Source organism: Rhodococcus sp. PvP016 (genome assembly GCF_017832185.1).
Classification (GTDB): Bacteria; Actinomycetota; Actinomycetes; order Mycobacteriales; family Mycobacteriaceae; genus Rhodococcoides.
Genome location: NZ_JAFIBH010000001.1, coordinates 2,461,143 through 2,485,619, shown reverse-complemented (window position 1 = coordinate 2,485,619; position 24,477 = coordinate 2,461,143). Strand labels below are relative to the sequence as shown.

Sequence of the window (24,477 nt, the reverse complement as noted above, 5' to 3'; positions counted from 1 at the left end):
ACATTCACCTGTGACGCTGCCACTGAGCCGGGTCGAGTTCACTCCACGGAGAGGATTCGACCCGGCTTCGTGGTATCTGCAGGTACCCGTGGTCGCCGAGATCGTGCGCACCGGGCTCGACTTCGACAGTCCTGTGACCGTGATCGTCGGGGAGAACGGAACCGGGAAGTCGACGCTGATGGAGGCGCTGGCCGCGTGCTGGGCCTTCGGACTCGGTGCGGCCGACGCGATGTGGTCACCCGGCGGCGGAGCGCAGGACACCGACCTGCACAAGCACCTGACATGCCACGGTGCTCGACCTCGGCCGCAGGGCGGGTGTTTTCTGCGCGCCGAGACGATGCACGGGTTGTTCGAGTCCGCGGACGCACGGCGAGTCCGCGACACCGACGTCGTCTACAACGCGCTGTCCCACGGACAGTCGTTTCTGCGCTATGTCGCGGATCGCCCTGTCGCAGTGGGGCTCTGGTTGATGGACGAGCCCGAGGCGGCCTTGTCGTTCCAGTCGTGTCTCGCGTTGATCTCGGTGATGAAGGAACTGGTCGAGGAGGGCTCGCAGATCGTGATGGCGACGCACTCACCGGTGCTCGCGGCCATGCCGGGAGCACGCCTGCTCGAACTCGGCGAGGACGGTCTGTCGTCGACGACGTGGGAGGAGGCGCAGGTCGTCCGGGACTGGTCGGCGTTCTTCGACGCCCCCGACCGGTTCCTGCGCCACCTCTGACACGATCAGGCGGTCGGAGCCTCCGGCAACGTGACGACCTGACCGGCGAACGACAGGCCGGCACCGAACCCGAGCAGCAGGGCGGTGTCGCCCTTCTTCGCCTTGCCGGTGCGCAGCACCTCCTCCACCGCGAGCGGGATCGAGGCGGCCGAGGTGTTGCCGGCCTCGGCGATGTCGTGCGCCACCGGGATGTCCTCGGCGAGCTCGAGGCTCTTCGCCAGCAGATCGGTGATGCGGGAGTTCGCCTGGTGCGGTACGAAGACGTCCAGCTCGGAGGCCTTCACGCCCGCCTTGTCGAGGGCCTCGCGCGCCACCTTGGCCATCTCGAACGCCGCCCAGCGGAAGACCGCGATACCGGTCATCGCGATCCACGGACGATCGGCGTTCGGATCCTCCTTCAGGTCCGCGAAGTACTGCAGCCAGTCCTTGTCCTGCTTGATGGCGTCGGCCTGCGAACCGTCCGAACCCCAGACGACCGGTCCGATGCCGGGCTCCTCGGTGCGGCCGACGACCATGGCACCGGCGCCGTCGCCGAAGATCATGCGCGTGCCGCGATCGTCGGGTCGCGTCGTGACACTCAGGTGCTCGGTGCCGATGACCAACACCTTGTCCGACGTGCCCGCGCGGACCATGTCCGAGGCGAGCGCGAGGCCGTAGCAGAAGCCCGCGCAGCCCGCGCCGAGGTCGAAGGCGCCGGGACCACCGGTGCCGAGAGCGTCCGCGATGATCGACGCGGCGGGCGGTGTGAGCAGCAGGTGAGTGGATGTCGCGATGATGACGCAGCCGATCTCGGCGGCGTCCACGCCGGAATTCTCGAGGGCACGGCGTCCGGCCTCGATCGACATGGAGACCACGTTCTCGTTCTCACCGGCGAAGCGGCGGGACTCGATGCCCGTACGGGTACGGATCCACTCGTCGCTCGAGTCGATGGTCTTGCAGATCTCCTCGTTGGTGACGACACGCTCGGGCCGGTAGGCCCCGATTCCCAGGATTCCTGAGTGTCGCGTCTCGGTCGGGATACTGATCTGCGCGCCCATCGAAGGCCGTCCTCTCGTGCTGCCGACCGCCGCTCGTGCGCCGGTGTACGCCCTCACGTTACTGGTGCGGACCCGTCGATCGAAGGGGGTGTCTCTCGAGGTGTCATCCCGCGTCGGCACTCGCCCACGACAACTCGGTCGTGTCCGCCGTCGGCAGCACCACGGCAGGCAGCGCGTGCACCAGCAGTTCGATCAGCTCGTCCCGGCTGAGGTCCTCCTGGTTCAACCAGGTGATGGTGACCTCCTCGCAGAACGCCACCCAGCCGCGGATGGCCAGTGCGATACGCGGGGTGCACTCGACACCGAGCAGCGGGAACTGCGACACCGTTCGTTCGACCATGACGTCGCGGGTGCGCTCGAAGACGGCCCGCATGTCGGGATCCCCGCTCGCGGTGCCGCGCAACAGCGAGACGTAGCTGGAGCGGTGCTCGGTGACGTAGTCGACGTAGGACGCGAGCGCCACGGCGAGCGTCGTCAACGGGTCGAGCCCGACGGGCGGCTCGGTGGCGTCGAGCATCTGCCGGCTGGTGTGCTCGACGATCGCGACGTGGAAGTCGTGCTTGGACGAGAAATAGTGGAAGAGCAGCCCACGCGACACGCCCGCCTGGTCGGCGATGTCCTCGACCGAGATGGCGTCCAGCGTGCGCTCCGAGAGCATCTCGACCCCCAGGTCGATGAGCTGGGCCCGCCGCTGTTCCGGACTGAGCCGCGTTCGCTTCACGCTGTCCATGCGCTCCATACTACTGAACGTTCGTCAGTAACTGTTGACCTGCGCTCAATAAGGACCTAGTCTGAGTTCATGAGTCTTCCAGTCACAGATACCGAAGCTGTCGCTGCACGCTACGTCGACACCATCATCATCGGCAGCGGTTTCGCGGGACTGGGCGCCGCGATCAAGCTGAGCCAGCAGGGAAGCACCGACTTCCTCGTCCTCGAGCGCGGCAGCGACGTCGGTGGCACATGGCGCGACAACACCTACCCCGGTGCCGCCTGCGACGTGCCCTCGCACCTCTACTCGTACTCGTTCGCGCTGAACCCGGACTGGACCCGCTCGTTCTCCCGTCAGCCGGAGATCCAGAAGTACATCGAGAGCGTCGCGCGGCAGTACCGCGTGTACGACCGTCACGTCTTCGACTGCCACGTCGAGTCGGCCCGCTGGAACACCGCCACCTCGCAGTGGGACATCGTGACCACGCAGGGAAACTTCACGGCGAAGAAGGTCGTGTCCGCCGTCGGCGCCCTGTGCGAGCCGAATCTCCCGGACATCGCCGGCATCACCGATTTCCAGGGCGAGATCTTCCACTCGGCCCGCTGGAACCACGACGCGAGCCTCGAGGGCAAGCGCGTCGCCGTCATCGGCACCGGCGCCTCCGCGATCCAGATCGTCCCGGCCATCGCGCCGACGGTCGCCCATCTCGACGTCTACCAGCGCACCGCCCCGTGGGTCCTCCCGCGCTTCGACCGCGAGTACACCCGCATCGAGAAGCTGGCGTTCAAGCACCTCCCCGGCTACCAGCGTCTGTCACGCACCGGCATCTATGCCGCGCGTGAGACCCAGGTCGTCGGCCTCACCCGCGTCCCCAAGCTCATGAAGGCGTTCGAGTTCATCGCGCGCCGACAGATCGCGAAGGGCATCCGCGACACCGAGCTGCGCCGCAAGGTCACACCGAACTTCCGCATCGGCTGCAAGCGGATGCTGATCTCCAACAACTACTACCCGGCACTGGATCGACCGAACGTCGACCTGGTGACCGACGGTATCCGTGAGGTCCGGGCGCACTCGATCGTGACGGCGGACGGCACCGAGCGCGAGATCGACGCCCTGGTGGTCGCCACCGGATTCCACGTGACCGACTCCCCCACCTTCCAGGGGATCTTCGGCAAGGACGGCCGCTCGCTCGCCGAGGTCTTCGACGAGCGCGGACAGCAGGGATACAAGGGCGCCACGGTCGCAGGCTTCCCCAACCTGTTCTTCCTGGTCGGACCCAACACGGGCCTGGGCCACACCTCGATGGTGTTCATGATCGAGTCGCAGCTGAACTACGTGATCGACGCGCTCAACACGATCGACAAGCACGATCTCGGTGTCGTCGAGGTGCGCCGCGAGGTGCAGGACGAGTTCAACGCCGACCTGCAGACCAAGCTCAACAAGACGGTGTGGCTCAACGGCGGGTGCGCGAGCTGGTACCTCGACAAGCACGGCAACAACACGACGCTGTGGCCGGACTTCACCTTCGAGTTCCGCCGCATCACTCGCAACTTCGACCTCGAGGCGTACGACGCCCTCGCGGCCGGCGACGTCGCGAGGCCTGTGAGCGCAGTCGACGGCACCCCCGCCCCTGCGACGACCGACAACGACGACGAGAAGGCGATCTCCCGATGAGCGAGTTCCGTGGCCGAGTGGCCGTGGTGACCGGGGCCGGATCGGGTATCGGCCGCGCGCTGGCTCTCGAACTGGCCTCGCGCGGAGCACGACTCGCACTGTCCGACGTCGACTCCGTCGGCCTGGCCGCCACCGTGGCGGCCGTGGAGCAGCGCGGCGCCGAGGTCCGCAGCGACCACCTCGACGTCAGCGAACGCGGCAGCGTGCTCGACTACGCCGAGACCGTGCGTCGGCACTTCGGTGTGGTGAACCAGGTCTACAACAACGCCGGTATCGCCTTCCACGGCGACGTCGAGAAGACCGAGTTCAAGGACCTCGAACGCGTGATCGACGTCGACTTCTGGGGCGTCGTCAACGGTACGAAGGCATTCCTCCCGCATCTCATCGAGTCGGGAGACGGTCACGTGGTCAACGTGTCCAGCCTGTTCGGCCTCCTGTCGATCCCGTCCCAGTCCGCCTACAACGCAGCCAAGTTCGCCGTGCGCGGCTTCACCGAGGCGTTGCGCCAGGAAATGCTGATCGCCCGCCACCCGGTGCACGTCACGTGTGTCCACCCGGGCGGCATCAAGACGGCGATCGCTCGCAATGCGACCGTCGCCGAGGGCCAGGACCAGAAGTCGGTGGCCGAGTTCTTCGACCGTCGACTCGCGAAGACCACCCCGGAGCAGGCCGCCCTGGTGATCCTGCGCGGAGTGGAGAAGAACAAGGCCCGCGTGCTCATCGGCAACGACGCCCGTGCGCTCGACGCCCTCGCCCGCGTCACGGGATCGCGGTACCAGGACATCATCGTCAGGCTGTCCTCGCGCGTCCTGCCGCGGACCACCACCCAGCGGTAGGGCTGACGGTAGGTTCGGGCGATGCGACCGATGACTCTGCCGTTGCCCGTGGTGTCGCGAGTTCTGAAACCGGTGTTCCGTGTGATTCTGAACCCGCACCTCCCGGTTCCGGTGCAGCGCACACTGCTCGAGGTCGCGGCCCGGTCGCTACCGCTGCCGGAGGGCACGGTGATCCGCAGCGAGACCGTGGGCGGTGTTCCGGTCGAACGGGTCACCGTCGGTGCCACCGTCCGCCGCACCGCCGTGCTGTATCTGCACGGCGGTGCGTACACGCTGGGGTCGCCGCTGACGCACCGTGTCGTCACGTCGTCGCTCGCTCGGGACAGTGGCGCCGTCGTGGTGGCGGCGCACTACCGACTGGCTCCGGAGCATCCCTGCCCGGCCGCGCTCGAGGACGCACTGGCCGTGTTCGACGGGCTGGTCGCCGACGGGTTCGACGCGAATCATATTGCTGTCGTAGGCGATTCGGCCGGCGGGGGTCTGGCCGCAGCGACGACACAGGCGCTCGTCGACCGTGGCACACCACCGTCGTGCGTCGCGATGATCTCCCCGTGGGCCGATCCGGCGGACCAGGACTTCCCGGCACCGCGCGACTTCCTGCTCGACGCACGATGGTTGCGGAACTCGGCTCGGCAGTATCTCGGGGACGGTGACCCGACCGATCCGCGCTACGCCCCCGCCCGTGGCACGTTGACCGGCTTCCCCTCGACGTTGATCCAGTACTCCGCCGGCGAGATCCTGCGGCCACAGATTCTCCGATTCGCCGACGCATTGACCGAGGCCGGCGTCTCCGTACGGTGCACCGAGCTCACGGATCTGTGGCACGTCGCCCACCTGCAGGCCACCCTGCTGGCCGAGGCGGCGGCAGCGGTCCGGGAGATCGGCGCCTTCGTCCGCGACGCGACAGCCTGGTCAGAACGACTGCATCCCTAGCCAACTCGCGGCGATCGCGCCCGGATCCTCGCCGTCGCGGACACGATCGACCATCTCCGCGAGATCCGCGGTGGTGAGTTCGCCGGCAACGACCTGCAGCGGACGGTCCAGTGTCTCGTCCACGGCGCCCTTGCGCACGAGGGGGACGAGGACGTCGGCGGTGAGGCCGTCCCGATCGTCGGCGAGCACCACGTCGGTCGCATCGACCTCGGCGACCCGGTCCGTGGCCCGGACGACCGTCACCTCGGTGGGGCCGGCAGGAGCGAACGCACAGTCGTAACTCTCGGCGAGGGCACGCGTCACCGCGGCCACATCGACGGCCGGGTCGATCGCTGCGGAGAGGCGGGAACACTGCGGAGACAGAGCCGACAGAGTGGCTTCCGGGAGAGCCGATCCCGCGGCCGCGGTGACGGACACCGTCGGCCCGTTCTCGGCGAGACCCTGGTCGGTGACGGCCAGCCACTCCGGCAGTGCGCGCGCCAGATCGGCGTAGACGTCCTCGGGTGCCCGCGCGGTGGACGACGGATCCAGTTGTGCCAGCAGCGATCCGGTGAAACCGGGGACGAGCGCGACCGAAGCGTCGTCGAGGCCGGCGAGCGCGCCGGTGAGACCGTCGACCGTGTCCACCCGAGCGGCCGCTCCCCCGCGCGACAGCGCGTCGGCATACAGGTGCGCCAGTACCGTCTGCACCGGAGTTCCCGTGTCGGCGACCACCAGCGGCTGCGGCTGCGTCGTCCCCGCGGGGCCGCCGGTGCTCGAACACCCGGCCACCACCGAGGTCGCGAGCAGCGCCGCGACGACCGACCTGCAGACCCGCATCGACCATCCTCTCGAACCCGCCACCGGCGTTCCGGCGCCGAAAGCGGGCCGGTGTCGGGGCCTATCGTTACACTCGAACAGTGAACACGACACGTCGCACCACCTCACGTTCCGTGCGCGTCGCCGCCACCGCTCTGGTGGCCGCTGCAGCACTCACCCTGTCCGCCTGCGGCGGCGACTCCGATCCACTGAGCAGCGGCGGTGAGGGTGGTAGCGGAGGCGATCCGAACACCATCGTCGTCGGTTCCGCGAACTTCACCGAGTCCGAGATCATCGCCAACATCTACGCCGACGCGTTGAAGGCCAACGGCTTCGACGCCAGCACGCGCCTGTCCATCGGCAGCCGTGAGGCCTACATCCCGGCCGTCCGCGACGGCTCCATCGACCTCATCCCGGACTACACCGGAAACCTGTTGCTGTACTTGGACCCCGAGGCCACGGCCACGGCCCCCGACGAGGTGAACACCGCCCTCACGGCGGCACTGAGCGATGACCTGCTGGCATCCACGCCGGCCCCCGGCGAGGACAAGGACGCCGTCGTCGTCACGCGGGACACCGCGACGCGCTGGAACCTGACCAACATCGCCGATCTCGCGCCGTACGCGGGTGAGGTCAAGTTCGGCGGGCCGCCCGAGTTCGCCGAGCGTCCCGTCGGCCTGCCCGGTCTGCGCGACAAGTACGGCGTCGACATCCCGGCCGCCAACTTCGTTCCGATCTCCGACGGCGGCGGCCCGGCAACCGTGGCCGCCCTGGCGGCGGGAGACATCACCGCGGCCAACCTGTTCACCACCACGCCTGCCATCGTCGAGAACGACTTCGTGGCACTGGGCGACCCGGACAACAACTTCCCGGCGCAGAACGTGGTTCCCGTCTACAACGCGTCGAAGAAGTCGGACAAGCTCACCGCCGTTCTGGACGCCGTCTCGGCCAAGCTCACGACGGTCGAGTTGCTCGCGCTGAACCAGGAGGTGTCGGGCGACGCGAAGACCGAGCCCGCCGCCGCCGCGAACGCCTGGGTCGTCGAGCAGGGTCTGGACAAGCCGGTCTCGTGATCTCGTTCGAGGGAGTCACCAAGCAGTACCCGGACGGAACGCTCGCGGTCGACTCTCTCGATCTCCGGATCGAGGATCGATCGTTCACCGTCTTCGTCGGCCCGTCGGGCTGCGGCAAGACGACCTCGATGCGGATGATCAACCGGATGATCGAGCCCACGTCGGGCACGATCAGCGTCGACGGTCGAGACATCTCGACCGTCGACGCCGTCAAGCTCCGGCTGGGCATCGGTTACGTCATCCAGAGCGCCGGCCTGTTGCCTCACCGCACCGTCGTCGACAACGTCGCCACCGTTCCGGTGCTGACGGGTCGTTCGCGCAAGGAGGCCCGTCGCGACGCGATGGAGGTCCTCGAGCGCGTCGGCCTCGATCTGTCGCTGGCCACGCGGTACCCCTCTCAGCTCTCGGGCGGCCAGCAGCAGCGAGTCGGAGTCGCCCGTGCCCTGGCGGCCGATCCTCCGATCCTGTTGATGGACGAGCCGTTCAGCGCCGTGGATCCGGTGGTGCGCGAGGACCTGCAGACCGAGATGCTCAGGCTGCAGGCCGATCTGAAGAAGACCATCGTCTTCGTCACGCACGACATCGACGAGGCCGTCAAACTCGGCGATCGCATCGCCGTCTTCGGCACCGGCGGGACGTTGCAGCAGTACGACACTCCCGACGTGGTGCTGTCGGCTCCCGCGACCGACTTCGTCGCGTCGTTCGTCGGGCGGGACCGCGGGTACCGTGGACTGTCGTTCCGGCACGGTGACGAGTTGTCCGTGCACCCCATCACGACAGCGTCGGAACAGGACGCGGCGTCCGTCCGTCTCGACGAGGGCCAGTGGCTGCTCGTCGTCTCCGCCGAGGGCCGTCCGCGAGGCTGGATGGACGTCACCGGTCTCGAGGCCCTCAAGTCCGGCGCGAGCATCGCGGACAGCACCTCCGCGGGCGGCTCGCTGTACCCGCCGTCGGGCGATCTGCGGCAGGCGCTGGACGCGGCCATCTCGTCGCCCTCCGGCGTCGGCGTGGCGGTCGACGCGAACGGTGCCGTCCTGGGCGGGATCGACGCCACCGAGGTGGTGGCGTTGCTGGCGGACCAGCGTCGAGCCGAGGACCGCGAGCGCGGCCGCCAGTACTTCGAGAAGCCCTGATGCGCTGGTTGATCGACAACATCGACATCGTCCTCGAGCTGACGCGGACCCACCTGTACCTGTCGCTGGTACCGCTGCTCGTCGGACTGGTCGTCGCTGTGCCCGTGGGCGCGGCCGTACGCACGGTGGGCTGGCTGCGGCGTCTGACCCTGGTGGTGGCGAGCGTCGCGTTCACGATCCCCTCGCTCGCACTGTTCGTCACCATCCCGCTCATCGCGGGACTGCAGGTCCTCGATCCGCTGAACGTGGTCATCGCGCTCACGGTGTACTCCACGGCGCTGCTCGTCCGCGCGGTGCCCGAGGCACTCGACTCGGTATCCCCCGCCGTCGTCGACGCGGCCACCGCGGTCGGCTTCGGACGGTTCCGCCGCGCCGCGACCGTCGAACTGCCGCTGGCACTTCCCGTGCTCGTCGCGAACGTCCGCGTCGTCGCGGTCACCAACATCTCGATGGTGTCGGTCGGATCGGTCATCGGCATCGGTGGTCTCGGACAGCTCTTCACCCAGGGCTACCAGCGCGACTATCCCGACCAGATCCTGGCGGGCATCATCGCGATCGTCGTGTTGGCCCTGGTCTTCGACGCTCTGCTGTTCCTGCTCGGGCGGGCGCTGACGCCGTGGACCCGCGCCGGCGCGCCCTCGACGCGCCGGCGACGAGTGACGGAGGCCCACGCATGAGCATCTTCTCCGACGCGATCGGCTACATCCTCGACGGCGCCAACTGGTCCGGCGGCACCGGTATCGCGACGCGTCTCACCGAGCACGTCTGGTACAGCTTTCTCGCCGTGCTGTTCTCCGTCGTCGTGGCGGTTCCACTGGGACTGCTGATCGGGCACCTGCGCCGCGGCGAGGTGGCCCTGGTCGGCCTCGTGAACAGCCTGCGCTCGCTGCCGACGCTCGGCGTGCTGACGTTCCTCGTCCTGCTGCTCGGGCTGGGCCTGGTGCCCCCACTGATCGCCCTCGTGCTCCTGGGCATCCCGCCCATTCTCGCCGGGACGTACGCAGGTGTGGCCAACGTCGACGCCACCGTCGTGGACGCGGCACGGGCGATGGGCATGACCGAACGCCAGGTGTTGCTCCGGGTGGAGATTCCCAACGCGCTGCCGCTGCTGCTCGGGGGCATCCGCAACGCCACCCTGCAGGTCATCGCCACCGCCACCGTCGCCGCCTTCGTCAACCTCGGCGGCGTCGGGCGGTACATCTTCGACGGTCTGGCGCTCTACAGCTACGACCGGGTGGTGGTCGGTGCGATCCTAGTGGCCGTGCTGGCTCTCGTGGCGGACGGCCTGCTGGCCCTCGCGGTGTGGGCCTCGGCGCCCGGGACGGGGCGGCTGCGCCGCGCGCCCCGTCTCTGAGACTTCTCAGGCGACGCCGTCCGCCTTCGCGGCCGCGGCCACCGCCGCAGCGACGGCCGGAGCGACCCGCGGGTCGAGTGGGCTGGGCACGATCATGTCGACGCTCAGATCGTCGCCGACCACGGACAGGATCGCGTCCGCGGCGGCGAGCTTCATGTTCTCGGTGATGCGCCGCGCTCCCGCATCGAGAGCACCACGGAACACACCGGGGAACGCCAGCACGTTGTTGATCTGATTGGCGAAGTCGCTACGTCCGGTGGCGACGATGCCGGCGTACTTCTTCGCGTCCTCCGGATGGATCTCCGGGTTCGGGTTCGAGAGAGCGAAGACGATGCTGTCGTCGGCCATCGAGGCGATGAGCTCGTGCCCGATCTTTCCCGCGGAGACCCCGAGGAACACGTCCGCATCGGTCAGGGCGTCGGCGGCCGCCCCGGAGAGGCCGCGCGGGTTGGTACGCGAGGCGAGGTCCACCTTCACGGGATTGAGGTCGGCGCGGTCCGCACCGACGATGCCCTTCGAGTCGAGCACCACCACGTCCGAGATGCCCGCGGCGAGCAGGATGTTCGCGCACGCGACACCCGCGGCTCCCGCACCGGAGATGACGACACGCAGACCCGCGAGCTCGCGCTTCTGCACTGCCACAGCGCCTTTCAGCGCAGCCAGCACGACGATGGCCGTGCCGTGCTGGTCGTCGTGCATCACCGGGCAGTCGAGTGCCTCGACGACGCGCTTCTCGATCTCGAAGCACCGGGGTGCCGAGATGTCCTCGAGGTTCACGGCTCCGAAGCTGGGGCGCAGTCGGATCAGCGTCTCGACGATCTCGTCCACGTCGTTGGTGTCGAGCACCAGCGGGATCGAGTTCAGGCCGGCGAACTTCTTGAACAGTGCTGCCTTTCCCTCCATGACGGGCAGCGAGGCGCGCGGGCCGATGTCGCCCAGACCCAGCACCGCGGAGCCGTCGCTGACCACCACCACGAGTCGCTCGGTCCAGGTGTACTTGTTCACCAGCTCCTGATCGGCGGCGATCGCACTGCTCACCTTGGCCACCCCGGGGGTGTACGCGATGGAGAGGTCGCGCTTGGTCTCGAGGGGCGCGGTGAGCTCGACGGACAGCTTGCCGCCCACGTGGCTGAGGAAGATCTCGTCGTCCGTGATGGTCGTGAGGTCTTCGCGGGCAGGCCGGAGGCCGGTCGTGTCGTCGGTGGCAGGCCGGAGGCCGGTCGTGTCGTCGGTCGGATCTGTTGCGGCGGTCACTGGGGGCGCTCCTTCATCGTCCGCACGAAGAGTGCGGAACACAGGCGTGAGGGGAGGTCGAGATGCGCGCCCGGGGGATGGGAACCGAGGGCACACGACATCTCGATGCGTGCGCGGCGGGTGAGCCGACTTCGCGCGCCACCGACGAGCGGTGACCGGGGTCGATCACCACGGGGTGGCGGTGATCGCGAGTGGAGCCAGTGTGCCACCGCCGGTTCCTCGGGAGCAAACAGGTGCCGGTCGGCCCCACGACTGCGTCGTCAGCCCCACCACTGACTCGTCAGCCCCACCATTGCGTCCACAGCAGGGCTCCCGCGACCACCAGCACGCCCAGGGAGCCGAGGAACGACACCCCGCGCGAGCGATGGTCGGCGATGCGTTGGAGCAGGAGCGCCGCGACGACGGCGGCGACGTGCCACGCGATGGACGCGGTGCCGGGACCGGGGAATCCCCGATCACCGCCGACGACGGCGGCAGCGATGACGAGCGCCGTCAGGACGACGAGACCCGCGGTGATCGATCCGCTGAGGGCCTTCACCGGCGGCCTCCGGGTACGACGAGCGGCACGCCCGTCGCCCGGCTCACCAACGCGTCGAACTGGTCCTCGGCGGTGGTGCGGGCCGCGATCGGCGTCGTCTTGTTGGTGCCGTGGTAGTCGGAGGATCCGGTCACGACGAGACCGTGCTCGCGCGCGATCTCGCGCAGGACGTCCGCGTCCTCGGGGCTGTGGTCGGGGTGATCGACCTCGAGTCCGCCGAGTCGCCCACCGGCGGCGAGTTCGAGAATGTGCTCGATGTGCAGGAGTCGACCTCGCGTGCGCGCGCGGGCGTGGGCGATGACGGGCACTCCCCCGGCGTCGGCGATCATCTCGACGGCGAGGTCGAGTGGTGTGTCCGCCTTCTCGACGTAGTACTTCCCACCGGTCCGCAGCAGGTCGGTGAACGCGTCGTTCACGGTCTCGACGACTCCGGCCGTGACGAGTGCACGGGCGAGGTGCGGGCGGCCCGCCGACGGACCGGCCGCGGCGAGGATGGTGTCGGCGTCGACGTCGTAACCGTCGGCCGCCATGCGGTCGATCATGCTGCGCAGGCGCACTTCCCGCTCTCCGCGCAACCGGCTGCGTTCCTCGGCGAAGGCGACGTGCCCGGGGTCGAAGAGGTACGCGAGCAGATGCACCGTCACCGGGTCACCGTCGGCTCCGCGGCCCTGGCACGACATCTCCATGCCGCGGACCAGGGTGGGCGCCCCGGGCGTCGCGGTCACCGCGGCCACGGCCTCGTCCCAGCCGTGGGTGGTGTCGTGGTCGGTCAACGCGATCACGTCGAGGCCCGCGGCGGTCGCCGTGGCGATCAGCTCGGTGGGCGTCTCGGTTCCGTCCGACGACGTGGAATGGGTGTGGAGATCGATCAGCACGCGCTCAGTCTGTCAGGTGGGCGAGCGGTCAGGTGGGCGGGCGCAGCGACGCCGCCGAGCGCCGCGGATCGGCGATGTCGATCCCCGCCTCGGTCCACGCGTCGCGCAACGCGTCGGCTCCGCGCAGGCGCACCCACGCCGCCTCGGTGCCGGTGATCGGCACGGCCCGCAGGAACCGCACCGGATCGTACGGTTCGGGCAGGTCGAGATCGGCAACCCCGGACTCGGACGTCAGCAGCACCGCCGTGAACGGAGCACCGGGCCAGAGAGGCTCGCCGGCGTCCAGCAGGGCGTCGGGCACCAGCACGATGCCCTCCACCGCGGGCGACGCGGCGAAGACGGCGAGCGTGCGCCAGACCTTCGCGACGGATTCGTCGACTCCGCGCAGCGCCAGGATCAGCTCGGCCCGCGGACCGCGTTGCGAGTCGGTGACCATGTCGGACGGGTCGGCCATAGGATGCCGCGAGCACCCGAGTGTGGCGAACCGCACGACTCCCTCGACGTCGGCAGCGAACAGCAACACCTCCAGTGGCTCGAGGCCCAGGAAGGTCACGGAGGCGCTGGACGGGTCGTCCTGACCGAGCACCGTCTGCAGATGGGTTCGCACCTGCGCTGTCACGTCGCTCCCACTCACGTCGTCCATCCAACCCCACGACGTCCGTACCGGCTCCGACGGGACCGGCGTGCCGGTACGGTCCTGCGTGTGGTGACTGTGCTGACGGTGTCCGACGAGGTGGTCGAAGGCCTGTGGAACGCGCGCACACTCCCGTTCGACGTCGACCTGGTTCTCGGTGCCGGCGACCTGCCGTTCGAGTATCTCGAGCACCTCGCGGAGGCCGCCGACGCCCCGTGCGTCTTCGTCCCCGGCAACCACGACGCCGACCTCACCGGGTACTCGGCCGGTCGAGCCGGCTGGATGCGTGCCGGGCTGCCGTCGAGCTGGCCCGGTCCGGACGGCGCCGTCAACGCCGATCGACGGATCGTCAGCGCCGCCGGTCTGCGGATCGCGGGGCTGGGCGGGTCCATCCGCTACCGCGACGGACCCAACCAGTGGACGGAACGGCAGCAGAAACGGCGCTCCGGGTCGTTGATCCGGACCCACACCTGGCACCCGCTGCTGCGACGCGGAGCGGACGCACACGGGGTCGACGTCCTGCTGACCCACAGCCCACCCTTCGGTCTCGGCGACGCCGAGGACGCACCACACCGCGGTTTCCGGTGTCTCGATCCGCTCACCGAGCGGTTGCGGCCTCAGCTCCTCGTCCACGGACACATCCACCCGCACGGCACGAGACCGGCCGACCGACAGCTGCACGGAGCCACGGTGATCAACACCGTCGGCTACGCCCTGATCGACATCACCCCGGGCGGCGACACCGCGCCCATCATCGAGAGGCGACGTCATGGCTCGTGACACCGGATTCCCCGCTGCCGATGCGCAGAACGACTTCTCCCGCCAGCGCCGGCGCGCGGACGTGGCGCGGTTGGTCGGCTGGCTGCGCCGTCAACCGGACGACATCAACACGATTCTGCCGTTCGACGAGGTTGTCGCGGCCCTGGGCAAGGTGCGGGAGCGCCGCGTCGGACTCGAGGTCATCCGGGTCGACTCGATCGTGGGCAGCGTGGATCGCACCCGCGACTTCGACCGGTACTTCCGCCCCACGTCGACGCGGACGCGCGAACGCTGGCAGCGCCTCGCCACCGCCTGGCGACGCGGGGAACCGATGCCCCCCATCGAGGTGTACCGCGTCGGCGGCATGCATTTCGTCATCGACGGGCACCATCGCGTGTCCATCGCCTGTGCGATGCACAGTCTCACCATCGAGGCCTACGTCACCGAGATCATCACCCGCATCTCACCTGACGGCATCTCCACGAGGGGCGACCTCCTGGTGAAGGATCACCGGCGCATCTTCCTCAGCCGCGTCCCCCTCACCGGGAAGTCGCGAGAGGCGATCGAGTTCACGGATCCGTGGCAGTACGCCGAACTCTCGGATGCGGTGGAGGCCTGGGGTTTCCGTCTGATGCAGGAGCTCGGCGAGTTCGTCGACCGCCGCACCGTCGCCCGCCGGTGGTTCGGTGAAGAGTTCCTGCCGGTCGTCCGGATGGTGCGGTCCGTAGGGGGCATGCTGACCCGCCACACCGACGCCGAGGCCTACATGTGGGTGGCGCGTGAGCGTTATCGCTTGGTGCGCAGCCACATCTGGAACGACGAGATCATCGCGCAACTCAAGGAGGCCGCCCCGAACTGAGACGGGCGCCGACCGAGACGACGACGGCCCCCACCGTGCGGTGGGGGCCGTCGTCGCGTTCGAGCGGTCAGAGCGTCAGGTTGGCACCCGACTCGACGTCGAACACCGACACGCGCTTCTGGTCGAACCACAGCTCGATGGACTCCCCCATGCGAGCGGCGGACTCGGCCGAGAGTCGAGCGACCAACTGGCCGCCGTCCGCGCCGGAATCCGCAGCCAGCTCGTCGAGTTCGCGCGAGGTGACCTTGGGGCCCTCGGCGGAGAAGTAGATGTACTTGTCCGACCCCATCGACTCCAGCACCTCGACGCGCGCCGAGAACGTGCTGCCGTTGATCTTCTGGTACGACTCGACGAGCGAGGCGTCCTCGAGATGCTCGGGGCGGATGCCGACGACGACGTCCCCCTTCGCGTTCTTCGAGGCGATCTTCTGCCGCGCCTCGTCGCTCAACCGGATCTCACCGAGCGAGGTGGTGACCCCGCCCTCGGTCAGACGACCCGACACGAAGTTCATGGACGGCGACCCGATGAAGCCCGCCACGAACAGGTTTCGCGGGTGATCGTAGAGCTCCTGCGGCGAGCCGATCTGCTGCACCAGTCCGCCGCGGAGCACGACGACGCGGTCGCCGAGCGTCATGGCCTCGGTCTGGTCGTGCGTCACGTACACCGTGGTGGTCTCGAGACGCTTCTGCAGCTGGGCGATCTCGGTCCGCATCTGCACGCGCAGCTTGGCATCGAGGTTCGACAGCGGCTCGTCCATGAGGAACGCCTTGGGGCTGCGGACGATCGCGCGTCCCATCGCGACGCGCTGACGCTGACCACCGGAGAGGTTGGACGGCTTGCGGTCGAGGTGCTGTCCGAGGTCGAGGATGCGGGCGGCGTCGTCGACCTTCTTCGCGATGTCCTCCTTGCTCATCTTGGCGAGCGTCAGAGGGAAGGCGATGTTGTCGCGCACCGTCATGTGGGGGTAGAGCGCGTACGACTGGAACACCATCGCGATGTCGCGATCCTTCGGCGCCCGCTCGTTCACGCGCTCGCCGGCGATGCGCAGCTCGCCGCTCGAGATGTCCTCGAGGCCGGCGATCATGTTGAGGGTGGTGGACTTTCCGCAGCCGGAGGGTCCGACCAGGATGATGAACTCGCCGTCGGCGATGGTGATGTCGACGTCGCTCACCGCCGCGGCACCGTCCGGGTACAGCTTGGTCACTTTGTCGAGAACGATTTCGGCCATGGACTTATCCCTTCACTGCGCCGGACGTCAGGCCCGCCACGATACGACGTTGGAAGAACAGGACGAAGATGATGATCGGGATGGTGATGACCACGGCCGCAGCCGCGATCGAGCCCGTCGGTTCCTCGAACTGCGAACTACCGGTGAACTGTGAAATCGCTGCCGGCACCGTGACCGAACGCTCGGTGGCCGTCAACGAGATGGCGAGCAGCAGGTCGTTCCACGCGAAGATGAAGACGAGGATCGCCGCGGTGACGATGCCCGGTGCCGCGAGCGGTGCGATGACCTTGCGGAACGCCTGTCCCGGGGTGGCACCGTCCATCTTGGCGGCCTTCTCCAGCTCCCAGGGGATCTCACGGAAGAACGCGGAGAGCGTGTAGATGGCGAGCGGGAGCGCGAACGTGATGTACGGGATGATCAGGCCCGGCCAGGTGTCGAACAGTCCCAGCGCACGCTCGATGTCGAACAGCGGTGTGACGAGCGAGATCTGGGGGAACATCGCGATGAGCAGCGCGGCACCGACGAGGAGCTTCTTGCCGGGGAAGTCGAGACGAGCGACGGCGTAGGCCGCCATCGTGCCGATGACCACCGCGATGAGCGTGGTGATGAGACCGATGCCGATGGAGTTGATCAGGGCGCTGGTGAACTGGGACGTCTGGAAGATGCCCTTGTAGTTGTCGAACGTCCACGTGGTGGGGATGAACTTGCCGTCGGCGATGTTCGCCACCGGCTTGAACGACAGGCTGATGATCCACACGAGCGGGATCAGCGCGTACAGCAGGACGAGAAGGTTGACGATCGACCAGCCGGCCTTCGTCTTCGTGGTGGCTGCCATGGGTCAGCGTCCTTCCGCGTCGGAGCCGGGTGCGGACGCCCCGAACAGTTTGATGAAGACGAAGGCGATGATGGCCACGCAGAAGAAGATCAGCACACTGATGGCCGAGCCGATACCGAGGTTGAACGCCCCGAAGAGGTTGTCGTAACCCAGGATCGACAGTGAGCCGGTGCTGTTGCTTCCCTTCGTCAGAACGTAGATGTTGTCGAAGATGCGGAAAGCATCGAGCGTGCGGAACAGCAGCGCCACCAGGATGGCCGGCTTCATCAGCGGAATGATGATGCGGATCAGGCGGGTCCAGGCACCGGCGCCGTCCACCTGGGCGGCCTTGGTCAGGTCGTCCGGAACCAACGCGAGACCGGCGAGCAGAAGCAGCGCCATGAACGGCGTCGTCTTCCACACCTCGGCGAGAACCACGATGGCCAGCGATGGAATCTGCTGTGTCAGCGGTGCACTGCCGTCGGGCAGGAGATTGGCCAGGTAGCCCGTCTCCGGTGTCCACGCGTAGTACCAGCTGTACGCGGCGGCGACGGTGACGATGCCGTACGGGATGAGGACCACGGTGCGCACCAGTCCGCACCCGAAGATGGTGCGGTGCATGACCAGGGCGACGGCGAGTCCGAGGACGAACTCGATGGCGACCGAGATGACGGTGATGGCCACCGTCACGGCGAACGCCGTCCACCAGTACCCGTCGGTGAGGACGGAGACGTAGTTGGAGAGACCGACGAATTCTTTGTCGTCGGGGAATGCCAGGTTGTACTTCTGCAAGCTCAACCAGAACGCGTAGATGATGGGATACGCGGTGACGGCGAGCATCAGGATCGCGGCGGGAGCGATCAGCAGCAAGCCGAGTTTGCGCTCCGCCTTCTTCCCCTCGGACAACGCTTCGGCCGCTTTCGCGTGCTTCTGCGTGCGCCGGGGCTCGTCGGTGACGGTCATGGGATCAGCCCTTCGGAGTTCACGGCCTGGCGCACCAGGTCGGCGAGCTTGTCGACGTCACCGACCGGATCGATGTTCTGCGGCGGGTTCAGTGCGTCGGTGAGAAGAATCGAGATGGACTGGTAAGCAGGCGAGACGGGCCGTACTGCCGCACTCTCGATCGAGCCGAGAACGCCCTCCCATGCCGGGTAGGCGGCCTGGAACTCGGGATCGTCGTAGAGCGAGCGGATCACCGGCGGCACACCGCCGTCGACGGCGTTGTTGCGCTGGTTCTGCTCGTCGGTCAGGCACGCGACGGCGGCCCACGCCTCGTCGGGATGCTCGGTGGTCTTGGCGACACCGATGTTGAACCCTCCGATGGTGACCTTGGCGGGCTCACCGGGGTTCACCGAGGGGTACGGCGCGCTGCGGAACACCTCGTTCACCGCCGCGTCCTGCTGGTCGGCGGGAACGGTGGACAGGTCGAGGAAGGACACGCCGCCCGCGGCGGCGTTCTCCTTGAGTCCGGGGAGCACGAACGGGTAGTTCACCTCGGCGAACATGGTGCCCGCCTCGACGCCGAGACGTGCTGTGCCCTCGTCACTCTGGGAGACCGAGGGGTCGGCGCCGGGAGCGGTCGCGACGCTCTTGATGATCGAGAGCGCCTTCTCGGTGGCCGCGCGGTGCTCGGGGGTGTCGTTCAGTGTCACGGTGGTGCCGTCCTCGCCGACGACGGATCCGCCGGCACTCTCGAGGAGGGTGTTGAACCAGACCATGAAGCCCTCGTACTGCTTCGCCTGCACACCGATGGCCGCGGGCTTGCCGGAGGCGGCGTTCTCGCCGGCGGTGGCGATGAGGTCGTCCCACGTCGCCGGCGGCTGGCCGTTCGGCACCATGTCCGGGCGGTACCAGAGCAACTGGGTGTTGGAGTTCAGCGGGACCGCGTACAGCTTGCCCTTCTGCTCCGTCTCGGGATCGAGCCACTCGGCGGTGGCGAGCGGGCCCTCGAGCACCGATCCGTCGCGCAGCTTCGCCTCGAGATCGTCCGGAACCGGCAGTGCCCAACCGGCTTCGGCGAACTCGGCGGTCCAGACCACGTCGAGTGTCATCAGATCGAGCGTGCGGTCGTTGCCCGCCAGACGGCGAGCGAGCTGCAGGCGCTGATCGTTGGCGCTCTTGGGGAGCGTGCGCTGCTCCACCCGGTACGCGCCGCCCGACTGCTCGGTGCACGCCTGCGCCGCCGCCGCGTACTGCTCCGCGCCGTCGGCGGCGGTGTAGAAACTCAACACGATTCCGTCGTCGGAGGATCCACACCCCGCCAACAGACTTCCGGCCACCACCGCGGCGGCCCCTGTCGCTGCGAGTTTCCTCGCCCTGTACCTCTTCGGCACGACCGCCTCCTCTGCCGCAAGAGAAGGCGCCACAGTCGGCCCGACTCCGCAGCGTGTGCTTCGTTGGACACGCATTCCCTGCGAAGTGGAACCTAGTCGAAAGCTGAGAGGAAAACGGTGGCTTGTTGCAATCCCGTGATGCTTTCGGTACCGACGGGTCGGTGGTGAGAGGTCAGATGGCGAGACGCGCCAGCAGATCGCGCGCCTTCTCGGCCGTCTTCGGCTCGCACAGCACGTCGTACCGCCCCGCGACCAACTGCATCGTCGACGCGAAGTCGCGCTGCCCCTTGGTCGCCGCATAGGGAATGGTGGCCGAGATCAGTCCGAAGACGATGCCGCCCAGCACACCGACGAGAAGTGCACTCAGGTAGTTGGTGTTCGTGATGATTCCGAGAACGAGTCCGAGGAAGACACCGAGCCAGGCACCCGAGATGATGCCGCCGCCAATCACTTTGGCCCAGGTGAGGCGACCGATGACACGCTCGACCTGCATGAGGTCGACGCCCACGATGGTGACGTCCTGGACCGAGAACTCCTGATCGGAGAGGTAGTCGACCGCGCGCTGCGCCTCGGCGTAGGTGGGGTAGGAACCGATGGGCCAGCCCGACGGCGGGGTGGGAAGGCCCTGCCCGGGGCGGCCGGACTGCGACATGGGGTTCGTCATGACTCCATTGTGCCTGCCTGCGGGTCGGTCGTGGGGTCCGGTGCGGGCCGCGAACCGCTGCGGACCATGCCGGCCGCGTCGGCGGCCTCGACGAGGGCCCGAGCCATCCGATGACCTGCCTCGTCGACCATCTCGTCCCCCACCATGACCGCCCCGCGTGCTCCCCCGTCGACGGAGAGGTACCGACGGTAGGTCTCGACGATGTCGTGGGCGCGGTCGACGTCGGCCTGACGCGGCGAGAAGGTCTCGTTGGCGATGTCGATCTGCGAGGGGTGCAGCACCCACTTGCCGTCGTAGCCCAGAGCCGCGGAATGCCGGGCGGCGCGGGTGAACCCGTCGGTGTCGCGGACCTGCACCCAGGGGCCGTCGATCGCCTGGAGCCCGTGGGCCCGTGCCGACAGCAGGATCGTCATCAGCACGTGATGGTAGGCGTCGCCGCGCTCGTAGCCGGGCGGCTGCTCCCCCACCGTGAGAGTGCGCATGCCGACGTCGGCCATGAAGTCACCCGGCCCGAACACCAGGGTCTGCACCCGCGGCGAGGCCGTCGCGACGGCGTCGATGTGGAGCAGACCCACGGCGTCCTCGATCTGCGGCTCGATCCCGATGCGGCCGACCGGCAGGTCCGACTCGCGTTCGAGTTGTGTCAGAAGCAGATCGAGCGCCTGCACCTCACCGGCCGAGCGCACCTTGGGCAGGACGAGGGCGTCGAGGTGGGCACCCGCTCGACCGACCACGTCGAGCACGTCGCGGAACGTGGCCTCCGTCGTCCAGTCGTTGACCCGCACGAGCCGGAGCTGCGTGCCCCATCCGTCCCATCCGAGCGCGTCGGCGACGTCGATGCGCGCCTGCGCCTTGGCGGCCGGCGCGACCGCGTCCTCGAGATCGAGGAAGACGGCGTCGGCGGGCAGGCCCAGCGCCTTCCGCATCATCTTCGGACTGCTGCCCGGCACGGCGAGCACGGAGCGTCGGAGGCGGGCGCGCGGCACTGTGGTGGTCACCACGGCACACTATCGGCCCGCACCGCGTGCGAGGCCCCCGTCTACTGTTGCGCCCATGGCAGCAGTGAACAAGGTGTTCGCCGCCAGGCTCGCGGGCCTCGTGGTGCTCGGACCCGACGGTGAGAGCATCGGCCGCGTCCGCGACATCGTCGTGACCGTGCGCGTGGGCCGCCAGCAACCGCGCGTTCTCGGCCTCGTGGTCGATCTGGCGACACGGCGCAAGATCTTCGTCCCGATGCTGCGCGTGACGGCCGTCGAACCGACGTCGGTGACGCTGACCACCGGCAACGTCAGTATGCGCCGCTTCGTCCAGCGACCGGGCGAGGTGCTGGCCCTGGCCCAGGTGCTGGACTCGCGGGTGCGGACCGACGATCCGGACGCCGAGGACCTGCACGGTGTGGACTGTGTCGTCGTCGACCTCGGCATCGAGCAGACCCGCACGCGGGACTGGGTCATCGCGCGCGTCGCCGTACGCCCCCACCGCACCCGGCTGGGTCGGCGCGGCAGCATCCACGTGCTCGACTGGCAGAACGTGCAGGGCCTCACCTGGTCCGATCTGTCCCTGCCGGGGCAGGGTGTGTCGCAGCTTCTCGCCCAGTTCGAGGGACTCCGGCCCGCCGACGTGGCCGACGCGATCCGCGACCTCCCGGAGAAGCGGCGACTCGAGGTCGCCTTCGCCCTGGACGACCAGCGCCTCGCGGACGTCATCCAGGAGATGCCCGACGACGATCAGATCGACCTGGTGCAGGCGCTCGCCCCCGCCCGCGCCGCCGACGTGCTCGAGGCCATGGACCCCGACGACGCGGCCGACCTGCTCGGCGAGTTGCCGGAGCCGGAGGCCGAATCCCTGCTGCGCCTGATGGATCCGCAGGACTCCGAGCCGGTGCGACGTCTCCTCGAACACTCCCCCGACACGGCGGGTGGTCTGATGACACCCGAACCGGTGGTGCTGAGTGCGTCCGCGACGGTCGCCGAAGCACTCGCTCGCGCGCGCAACCCCGACCTCACGCCCGCCCTCGCATCGCTGGTCTTCGTCGTGCGACCGCCGACGGCCACGCCCACGGGCCGCTACCTCGGCTGCGTCCATCTCCAGCAGTTGCTGCGCGAACCGCCCGCCAGTCTGGTCGGCGGCGTGATCGACACGACACTGTCGACGCTCTCCCCGGACGACAGTCTCGCCGCCGTCACGCGATACTTCGCGGCGTACAACCTGGTCTGCGGACCGGTCGTGGACGCCGAGGAGCATCTCATCGGCGCCGTGACCGTGGACGACGTCCTGGACCACCTTCTTCCCGACGACTGGCGCGAACAGGAGCACGTGGGACATGAGTGAGAAGTCGGCGGCGACCGCCAGACAGCGCCTCGACACCCCACGCGGATCCCGACGGTTCAAGCTCGACTTCGACGTCGACTCGGTCGGCCGGACCGGCGAGAACGTCGCGCGGTTCCTCGGTACGGGGCGATACCTGGCGATCCAGACGGGGATCGTCATCGTGTGGATCCTGCTCAACGTCTTCGCCGTGAGCCTGCAGTGGGACCCCTACCCCTTCATCCTGCTCAATCTGGCGTTCTCGACGCAGGCCGCCTATGCGGCCCCGCTGATCCTGCTCGCCCAGAACCGGCAGGACGACCGCGACCGGGTGTCGCTCGAGGAGGATCGCTCGCGCGCCGCGCAGACCAAGGCGGACACCGAGTTCCTCGCTCGTGAGCTCGCCGCGCTCCGCATCGCGGTCGGCGAGGTCGCCACGCGTGACTACCTCCGCCGCGAACTCGACGACCTGCGCGCGGCGCTGCTCGATCCCGCGCAGGCGGCGGTCGAGGAACAGAAGGCGCGCAAGAAGTCTCGCAAGAAGCCGGTCGACGAGGACCCCACCTCGTACGCCGCCGCCTCTCCCGCCGAGGAAACAACTCGTTTCGACCACAGCGAGGACACGCGACGGTAACCTCGGTCACACTGCGCGTCGGGTCTCGGTGAGTGCGCAGCTGAGTGTCCGTGGGGGTTTGTCGTATGCGCGTCGGTCGAGACTCTCGACTCGGAGGTGCACTGAGTGCCTCGATTCTTCTCCTCAGTGCGGTCACGCTGGCCGCCGGCTCGGTGACGCCGAGTTCCGCGCACAGTTCCGTCGCGATGGCGGCCGCCGAATCGGTTGCGGCGCCCACACTCTCACCGCGGGAGCGCGCTGTCGGCCTGGTCGAGCCCGCCGAGCGGCAACCGGTCGCGTTCCGCTCCCCGAAGCCTGCCGTCGCCGCACCCGCGGGCGCCCCGGCCACTGCTGCGGCGCCGCTGTCCGCCGTACTCGTCGGCGCACTCGGCATTCCCGAACTCGTCCTGCAGGCCTACCGCTCCGCCGAGGCACAGCTCGCCACCTCGACGCCGGGCTGTCACCTGCCGTGGCACCTGCTCGCCGCCATCGGGCGCATCGAGTCCGGCCATGCGGGCGGCGGCCGCACCGATGCCGCCGGCACCACGATCACGTCCGTGCTGGGCCCGGTGCTCGACGGACGATCGGCCGCGGACGCGGTCATCACCGACACCGACGGCGGCGCGCTCGACGGTGACGCGGGGCACGACCGCGCGGTCGGCCCGATGCAGTTCATCCCCGCCACCTGGGCCGGTTATGCCGCGGACGGCAACGGCGACGGTCGCAGCGATCCGAACAACGTCTTCGACGCGGCTCTCGCCGCGGGCAAGTACCTGTGCTCGGGCGGCCTGGACATGACCAATCCGGCGCAGGCGACCACCGCCGTCATGCGCTACAACAACTCCGCCGCCTACACCGCCAACGTGCTGGCCTGGTCCGCGGCGTACTCCGGCGGCGGCACCCCTGTCGTCGGCCGGATCGGCGAGGCGGCGCCCTCCCCGGCGGACGCACTGGCCGTTGCCGCGGCGGCCGCCGCCGGCGGCGAGATCACGGATCCGACGACCGCGGCCCCGACGTCGACAGCGACGACCGCGATGCCGGACACCTCGCTCACTCCGGCGACACCGCCGCCGGCGTTCGGCATCCCCGGACTGCCGCCGCTCCCGGTCATCGAACTCCCCACGATCCCGTGTCTCCTGTGCCCTCCCGCACCAGTGGCACCACCCGCCCCACCTGAGCAGGACACATCCGTCACGACGCCGTGACCGCCCGTGGCCCACATCACGGGCCGGTAACGGATCGGCAACGGATCAGGTAGCCTCGCTCCGACAGCAAAGGTCGGAAGAGTCCCGAAACGGGGCGGGAACAGTCGTCGCGGATCACAAATCTCG

Annotated in this window: 26 protein-coding genes; 13 read left to right on the top strand and 13 right to left on the bottom strand. The window is 68.7% G+C overall.

Annotation, left to right across the window (positions count from 1 at the left end; translation table 11 throughout):
* The first annotated feature begins 10 nt into the window (after positions 1–10).
* On the top strand, positions 11–721 hold the full coding sequence (locus tag JOE30_RS11725; protein ID WP_307806153.1) for an AAA family ATPase: 711 nt from the start codon (positions 11–13) through the stop codon (positions 719–721).
* A gap of 5 nt (positions 722–726) precedes the next feature.
* Here the strand turns inward: JOE30_RS11725 and JOE30_RS11720 are convergent, their stop codons facing one another.
* Entirely contained in the window at positions 727–1,758 is a 1,032-nt protein-coding gene (locus JOE30_RS11720) for a beta-ketoacyl-ACP synthase III (RefSeq protein ID WP_027503832.1), read from the bottom strand.
* 103 nt (positions 1,759–1,861) lie between these two features.
* On the bottom strand, positions 1,862–2,488 hold the full coding sequence (locus JOE30_RS11715; protein WP_204866848.1) for a TetR/AcrR family transcriptional regulator: 627 nt from the start codon (positions 2,486–2,488) through the stop codon (positions 1,862–1,864).
* A gap of 69 nt (positions 2,489–2,557) precedes the next feature.
* On the opposite strand from JOE30_RS11715, the gene JOE30_RS11710 reads away from it, so the two are divergent.
* From JOE30_RS11710 to JOE30_RS11700, 3 genes are read left to right on the top strand one after another with little or no spacing between them, the layout of a single operon-like run.
* Complete coding sequence (locus JOE30_RS11710; RefSeq protein ID WP_204866846.1) at positions 2,558–4,141, top strand: NAD(P)/FAD-dependent oxidoreductase; 1,584 nt, start codon at positions 2,558–2,560, stop codon at positions 4,139–4,141.
* Positions 4,138–4,977, top strand: a complete 840-nt coding sequence (locus JOE30_RS11705) for an SDR family oxidoreductase (protein WP_204866844.1) — start codon at positions 4,138–4,140, stop codon at positions 4,975–4,977. The genes JOE30_RS11710 and JOE30_RS11705 overlap by 4 nt, the downstream gene beginning before the upstream one ends.
* A gap of 21 nt (positions 4,978–4,998) precedes the next feature.
* Positions 4,999–5,910 (top strand): alpha/beta hydrolase, encoded by a 912-nt coding sequence (locus JOE30_RS11700; RefSeq protein ID WP_204866842.1) that lies wholly within the window; start codon positions 4,999–5,001, stop codon positions 5,908–5,910.
* Here JOE30_RS11700 and JOE30_RS11695 read toward each other — a convergent pair.
* On the bottom strand, positions 5,890–6,729 hold the full coding sequence (locus JOE30_RS11695) for a glycine betaine ABC transporter substrate-binding protein (RefSeq protein ID WP_204866840.1): 840 nt from the start codon (positions 6,727–6,729) through the stop codon (positions 5,890–5,892). The genes JOE30_RS11700 and JOE30_RS11695 overlap by 21 nt on opposite strands.
* An 80-nt stretch (positions 6,730–6,809) precedes the next feature.
* On the opposite strand from JOE30_RS11695, the gene JOE30_RS11690 reads away from it, so the two are divergent.
* Genes JOE30_RS11690 through JOE30_RS11675 form a run of 4 tightly spaced genes read left to right on the top strand, consistent with a single transcriptional unit; the run spans position 6,810 to position 10,268 of the window.
* Positions 6,810–7,781, top strand: a complete 972-nt coding sequence (locus JOE30_RS11690) for an ABC transporter substrate-binding protein (protein ID WP_204866838.1) — start codon at positions 6,810–6,812, stop codon at positions 7,779–7,781.
* Positions 7,778–8,914, top strand: a complete 1,137-nt coding sequence (locus JOE30_RS11685; protein ID WP_204866837.1) for an ABC transporter ATP-binding protein — start codon at positions 7,778–7,780, stop codon at positions 8,912–8,914. The genes JOE30_RS11690 and JOE30_RS11685 overlap by 4 nt, the downstream gene beginning before the upstream one ends.
* Positions 8,914–9,591, top strand: a complete 678-nt coding sequence (locus JOE30_RS11680) for an ABC transporter permease (protein WP_204866835.1) — start codon at positions 8,914–8,916, stop codon at positions 9,589–9,591. The genes JOE30_RS11685 and JOE30_RS11680 overlap by 1 nt, the downstream gene beginning before the upstream one ends.
* Positions 9,588–10,268 (top strand): ABC transporter permease, encoded by a 681-nt coding sequence (locus tag JOE30_RS11675; RefSeq protein WP_204866833.1) that lies wholly within the window; start codon positions 9,588–9,590, stop codon positions 10,266–10,268. Before JOE30_RS11680 ends, JOE30_RS11675 begins: the two co-directional genes overlap by 4 nt.
* Positions 10,269–10,274: 6 nt before the next feature.
* Here the strand turns inward: JOE30_RS11675 and JOE30_RS11670 are convergent, their stop codons facing one another.
* The 4 genes from JOE30_RS11670 to JOE30_RS11655 all read right to left on the bottom strand — a co-directional run bounded on the left by JOE30_RS11670 (position 10,275) and on the right by JOE30_RS11655 (position 13,578).
* On the bottom strand, positions 10,275–11,423 hold the full coding sequence (locus JOE30_RS11670; protein WP_204870303.1) for an NADP-dependent malic enzyme: 1,149 nt from the start codon (positions 11,421–11,423) through the stop codon (positions 10,275–10,277).
* Positions 11,424–11,802: 379 nt separating this feature from the next.
* Complete coding sequence (locus tag JOE30_RS11665; RefSeq protein WP_027503843.1) at positions 11,803–12,060, bottom strand: hypothetical protein; 258 nt, start codon at positions 12,058–12,060, stop codon at positions 11,803–11,805.
* On the bottom strand, positions 12,057–12,935 hold the full coding sequence (locus JOE30_RS11660; RefSeq protein WP_204866831.1) for a PHP domain-containing protein: 879 nt from the start codon (positions 12,933–12,935) through the stop codon (positions 12,057–12,059). Before JOE30_RS11660 ends, JOE30_RS11665 begins: the two co-directional genes overlap by 4 nt.
* Positions 12,936–12,963: 28 nt before the next feature.
* Positions 12,964–13,578, bottom strand: coding sequence for a suppressor of fused domain protein (locus tag JOE30_RS11655; RefSeq protein WP_204866828.1), 615 nt, complete (start codon positions 13,576–13,578; stop codon positions 12,964–12,966).
* Between the two features lie 60 nt (positions 13,579–13,638).
* On the opposite strand from JOE30_RS11655, the gene JOE30_RS11650 reads away from it, so the two are divergent.
* Positions 13,639–14,349 carry a metallophosphoesterase gene (locus JOE30_RS11650; RefSeq protein WP_204866826.1) on the top strand — a complete coding sequence of 237 codons (711 nt, stop codon included), beginning with the start codon at positions 13,639–13,641 and terminating at the stop codon, positions 14,347–14,349.
* Positions 14,339–15,187 (top strand): hypothetical protein, encoded by an 849-nt coding sequence (locus tag JOE30_RS11645; RefSeq protein ID WP_027503847.1) that lies wholly within the window; start codon positions 14,339–14,341, stop codon positions 15,185–15,187. Before JOE30_RS11650 ends, JOE30_RS11645 begins: the two co-directional genes overlap by 11 nt.
* Positions 15,188–15,254: 67 nt before the next feature.
* Here the strand turns inward: JOE30_RS11645 and JOE30_RS11640 are convergent, their stop codons facing one another.
* The 6 genes from JOE30_RS11640 to JOE30_RS11615 form a co-directional block, all read right to left on the bottom strand.
* A complete protein-coding gene (locus JOE30_RS11640) occupies positions 15,255–16,415 on the bottom strand; it encodes an ABC transporter ATP-binding protein (protein WP_204866824.1) in 1,161 nt (386 codons plus the stop codon).
* Positions 16,416–16,419: 4 nt separating this feature from the next.
* On the bottom strand, positions 16,420–17,250 hold the full coding sequence (locus JOE30_RS11635; protein ID WP_042574700.1) for a carbohydrate ABC transporter permease: 831 nt from the start codon (positions 17,248–17,250) through the stop codon (positions 16,420–16,422).
* A 3-nt stretch (positions 17,251–17,253) separates the two neighbouring features.
* Positions 17,254–18,192 carry a carbohydrate ABC transporter permease gene (locus JOE30_RS11630; protein ID WP_239532357.1) on the bottom strand — a complete coding sequence of 313 codons (939 nt, stop codon included), beginning with the start codon at positions 18,190–18,192 and terminating at the stop codon, positions 17,254–17,256.
* Complete coding sequence (locus tag JOE30_RS11625) at positions 18,189–19,562, bottom strand: extracellular solute-binding protein (protein WP_307806152.1); 1,374 nt, start codon at positions 19,560–19,562, stop codon at positions 18,189–18,191. Before JOE30_RS11625 ends, JOE30_RS11630 begins: the two co-directional genes overlap by 4 nt.
* Positions 19,563–19,734: 172 nt before the next feature.
* The gene (locus tag JOE30_RS11620) at positions 19,735–20,226 is read right to left on the bottom strand and encodes a general stress protein (protein ID WP_027503852.1); all 492 of its coding nucleotides are present in this window, start codon (positions 20,224–20,226) and stop codon (positions 19,735–19,737) included.
* Positions 20,223–21,224, bottom strand: coding sequence for a CoA ester lyase (locus tag JOE30_RS11615; protein WP_307806151.1), 1,002 nt, complete (start codon positions 21,222–21,224; stop codon positions 20,223–20,225). The genes JOE30_RS11620 and JOE30_RS11615 overlap by 4 nt, the downstream gene beginning before the upstream one ends.
* Before the next feature lie 55 nt (positions 21,225–21,279).
* On the opposite strand from JOE30_RS11615, the gene JOE30_RS11610 reads away from it, so the two are divergent.
* The 3 genes from JOE30_RS11610 (at position 21,280) to JOE30_RS11600 (ending at position 24,351) form a co-directional block, all read left to right on the top strand.
* A complete protein-coding gene (locus JOE30_RS11610; protein ID WP_027503853.1) occupies positions 21,280–22,557 on the top strand; it encodes a magnesium transporter MgtE N-terminal domain-containing protein in 1,278 nt (425 codons plus the stop codon).
* Entirely contained in the window at positions 22,550–23,167 is a 618-nt protein-coding gene (locus tag JOE30_RS11605) for a DUF1003 domain-containing protein (protein WP_204866821.1), read from the top strand. Before JOE30_RS11610 ends, JOE30_RS11605 begins: the two co-directional genes overlap by 8 nt.
* A gap of 65 nt (positions 23,168–23,232) precedes the next feature.
* Positions 23,233–24,351 carry a lytic transglycosylase domain-containing protein gene (locus JOE30_RS11600; RefSeq protein WP_204866819.1) on the top strand — a complete coding sequence of 373 codons (1,119 nt, stop codon included), beginning with the start codon at positions 23,233–23,235 and terminating at the stop codon, positions 24,349–24,351.
* Positions 24,352–24,477: the final 126 nt, after the last annotated feature.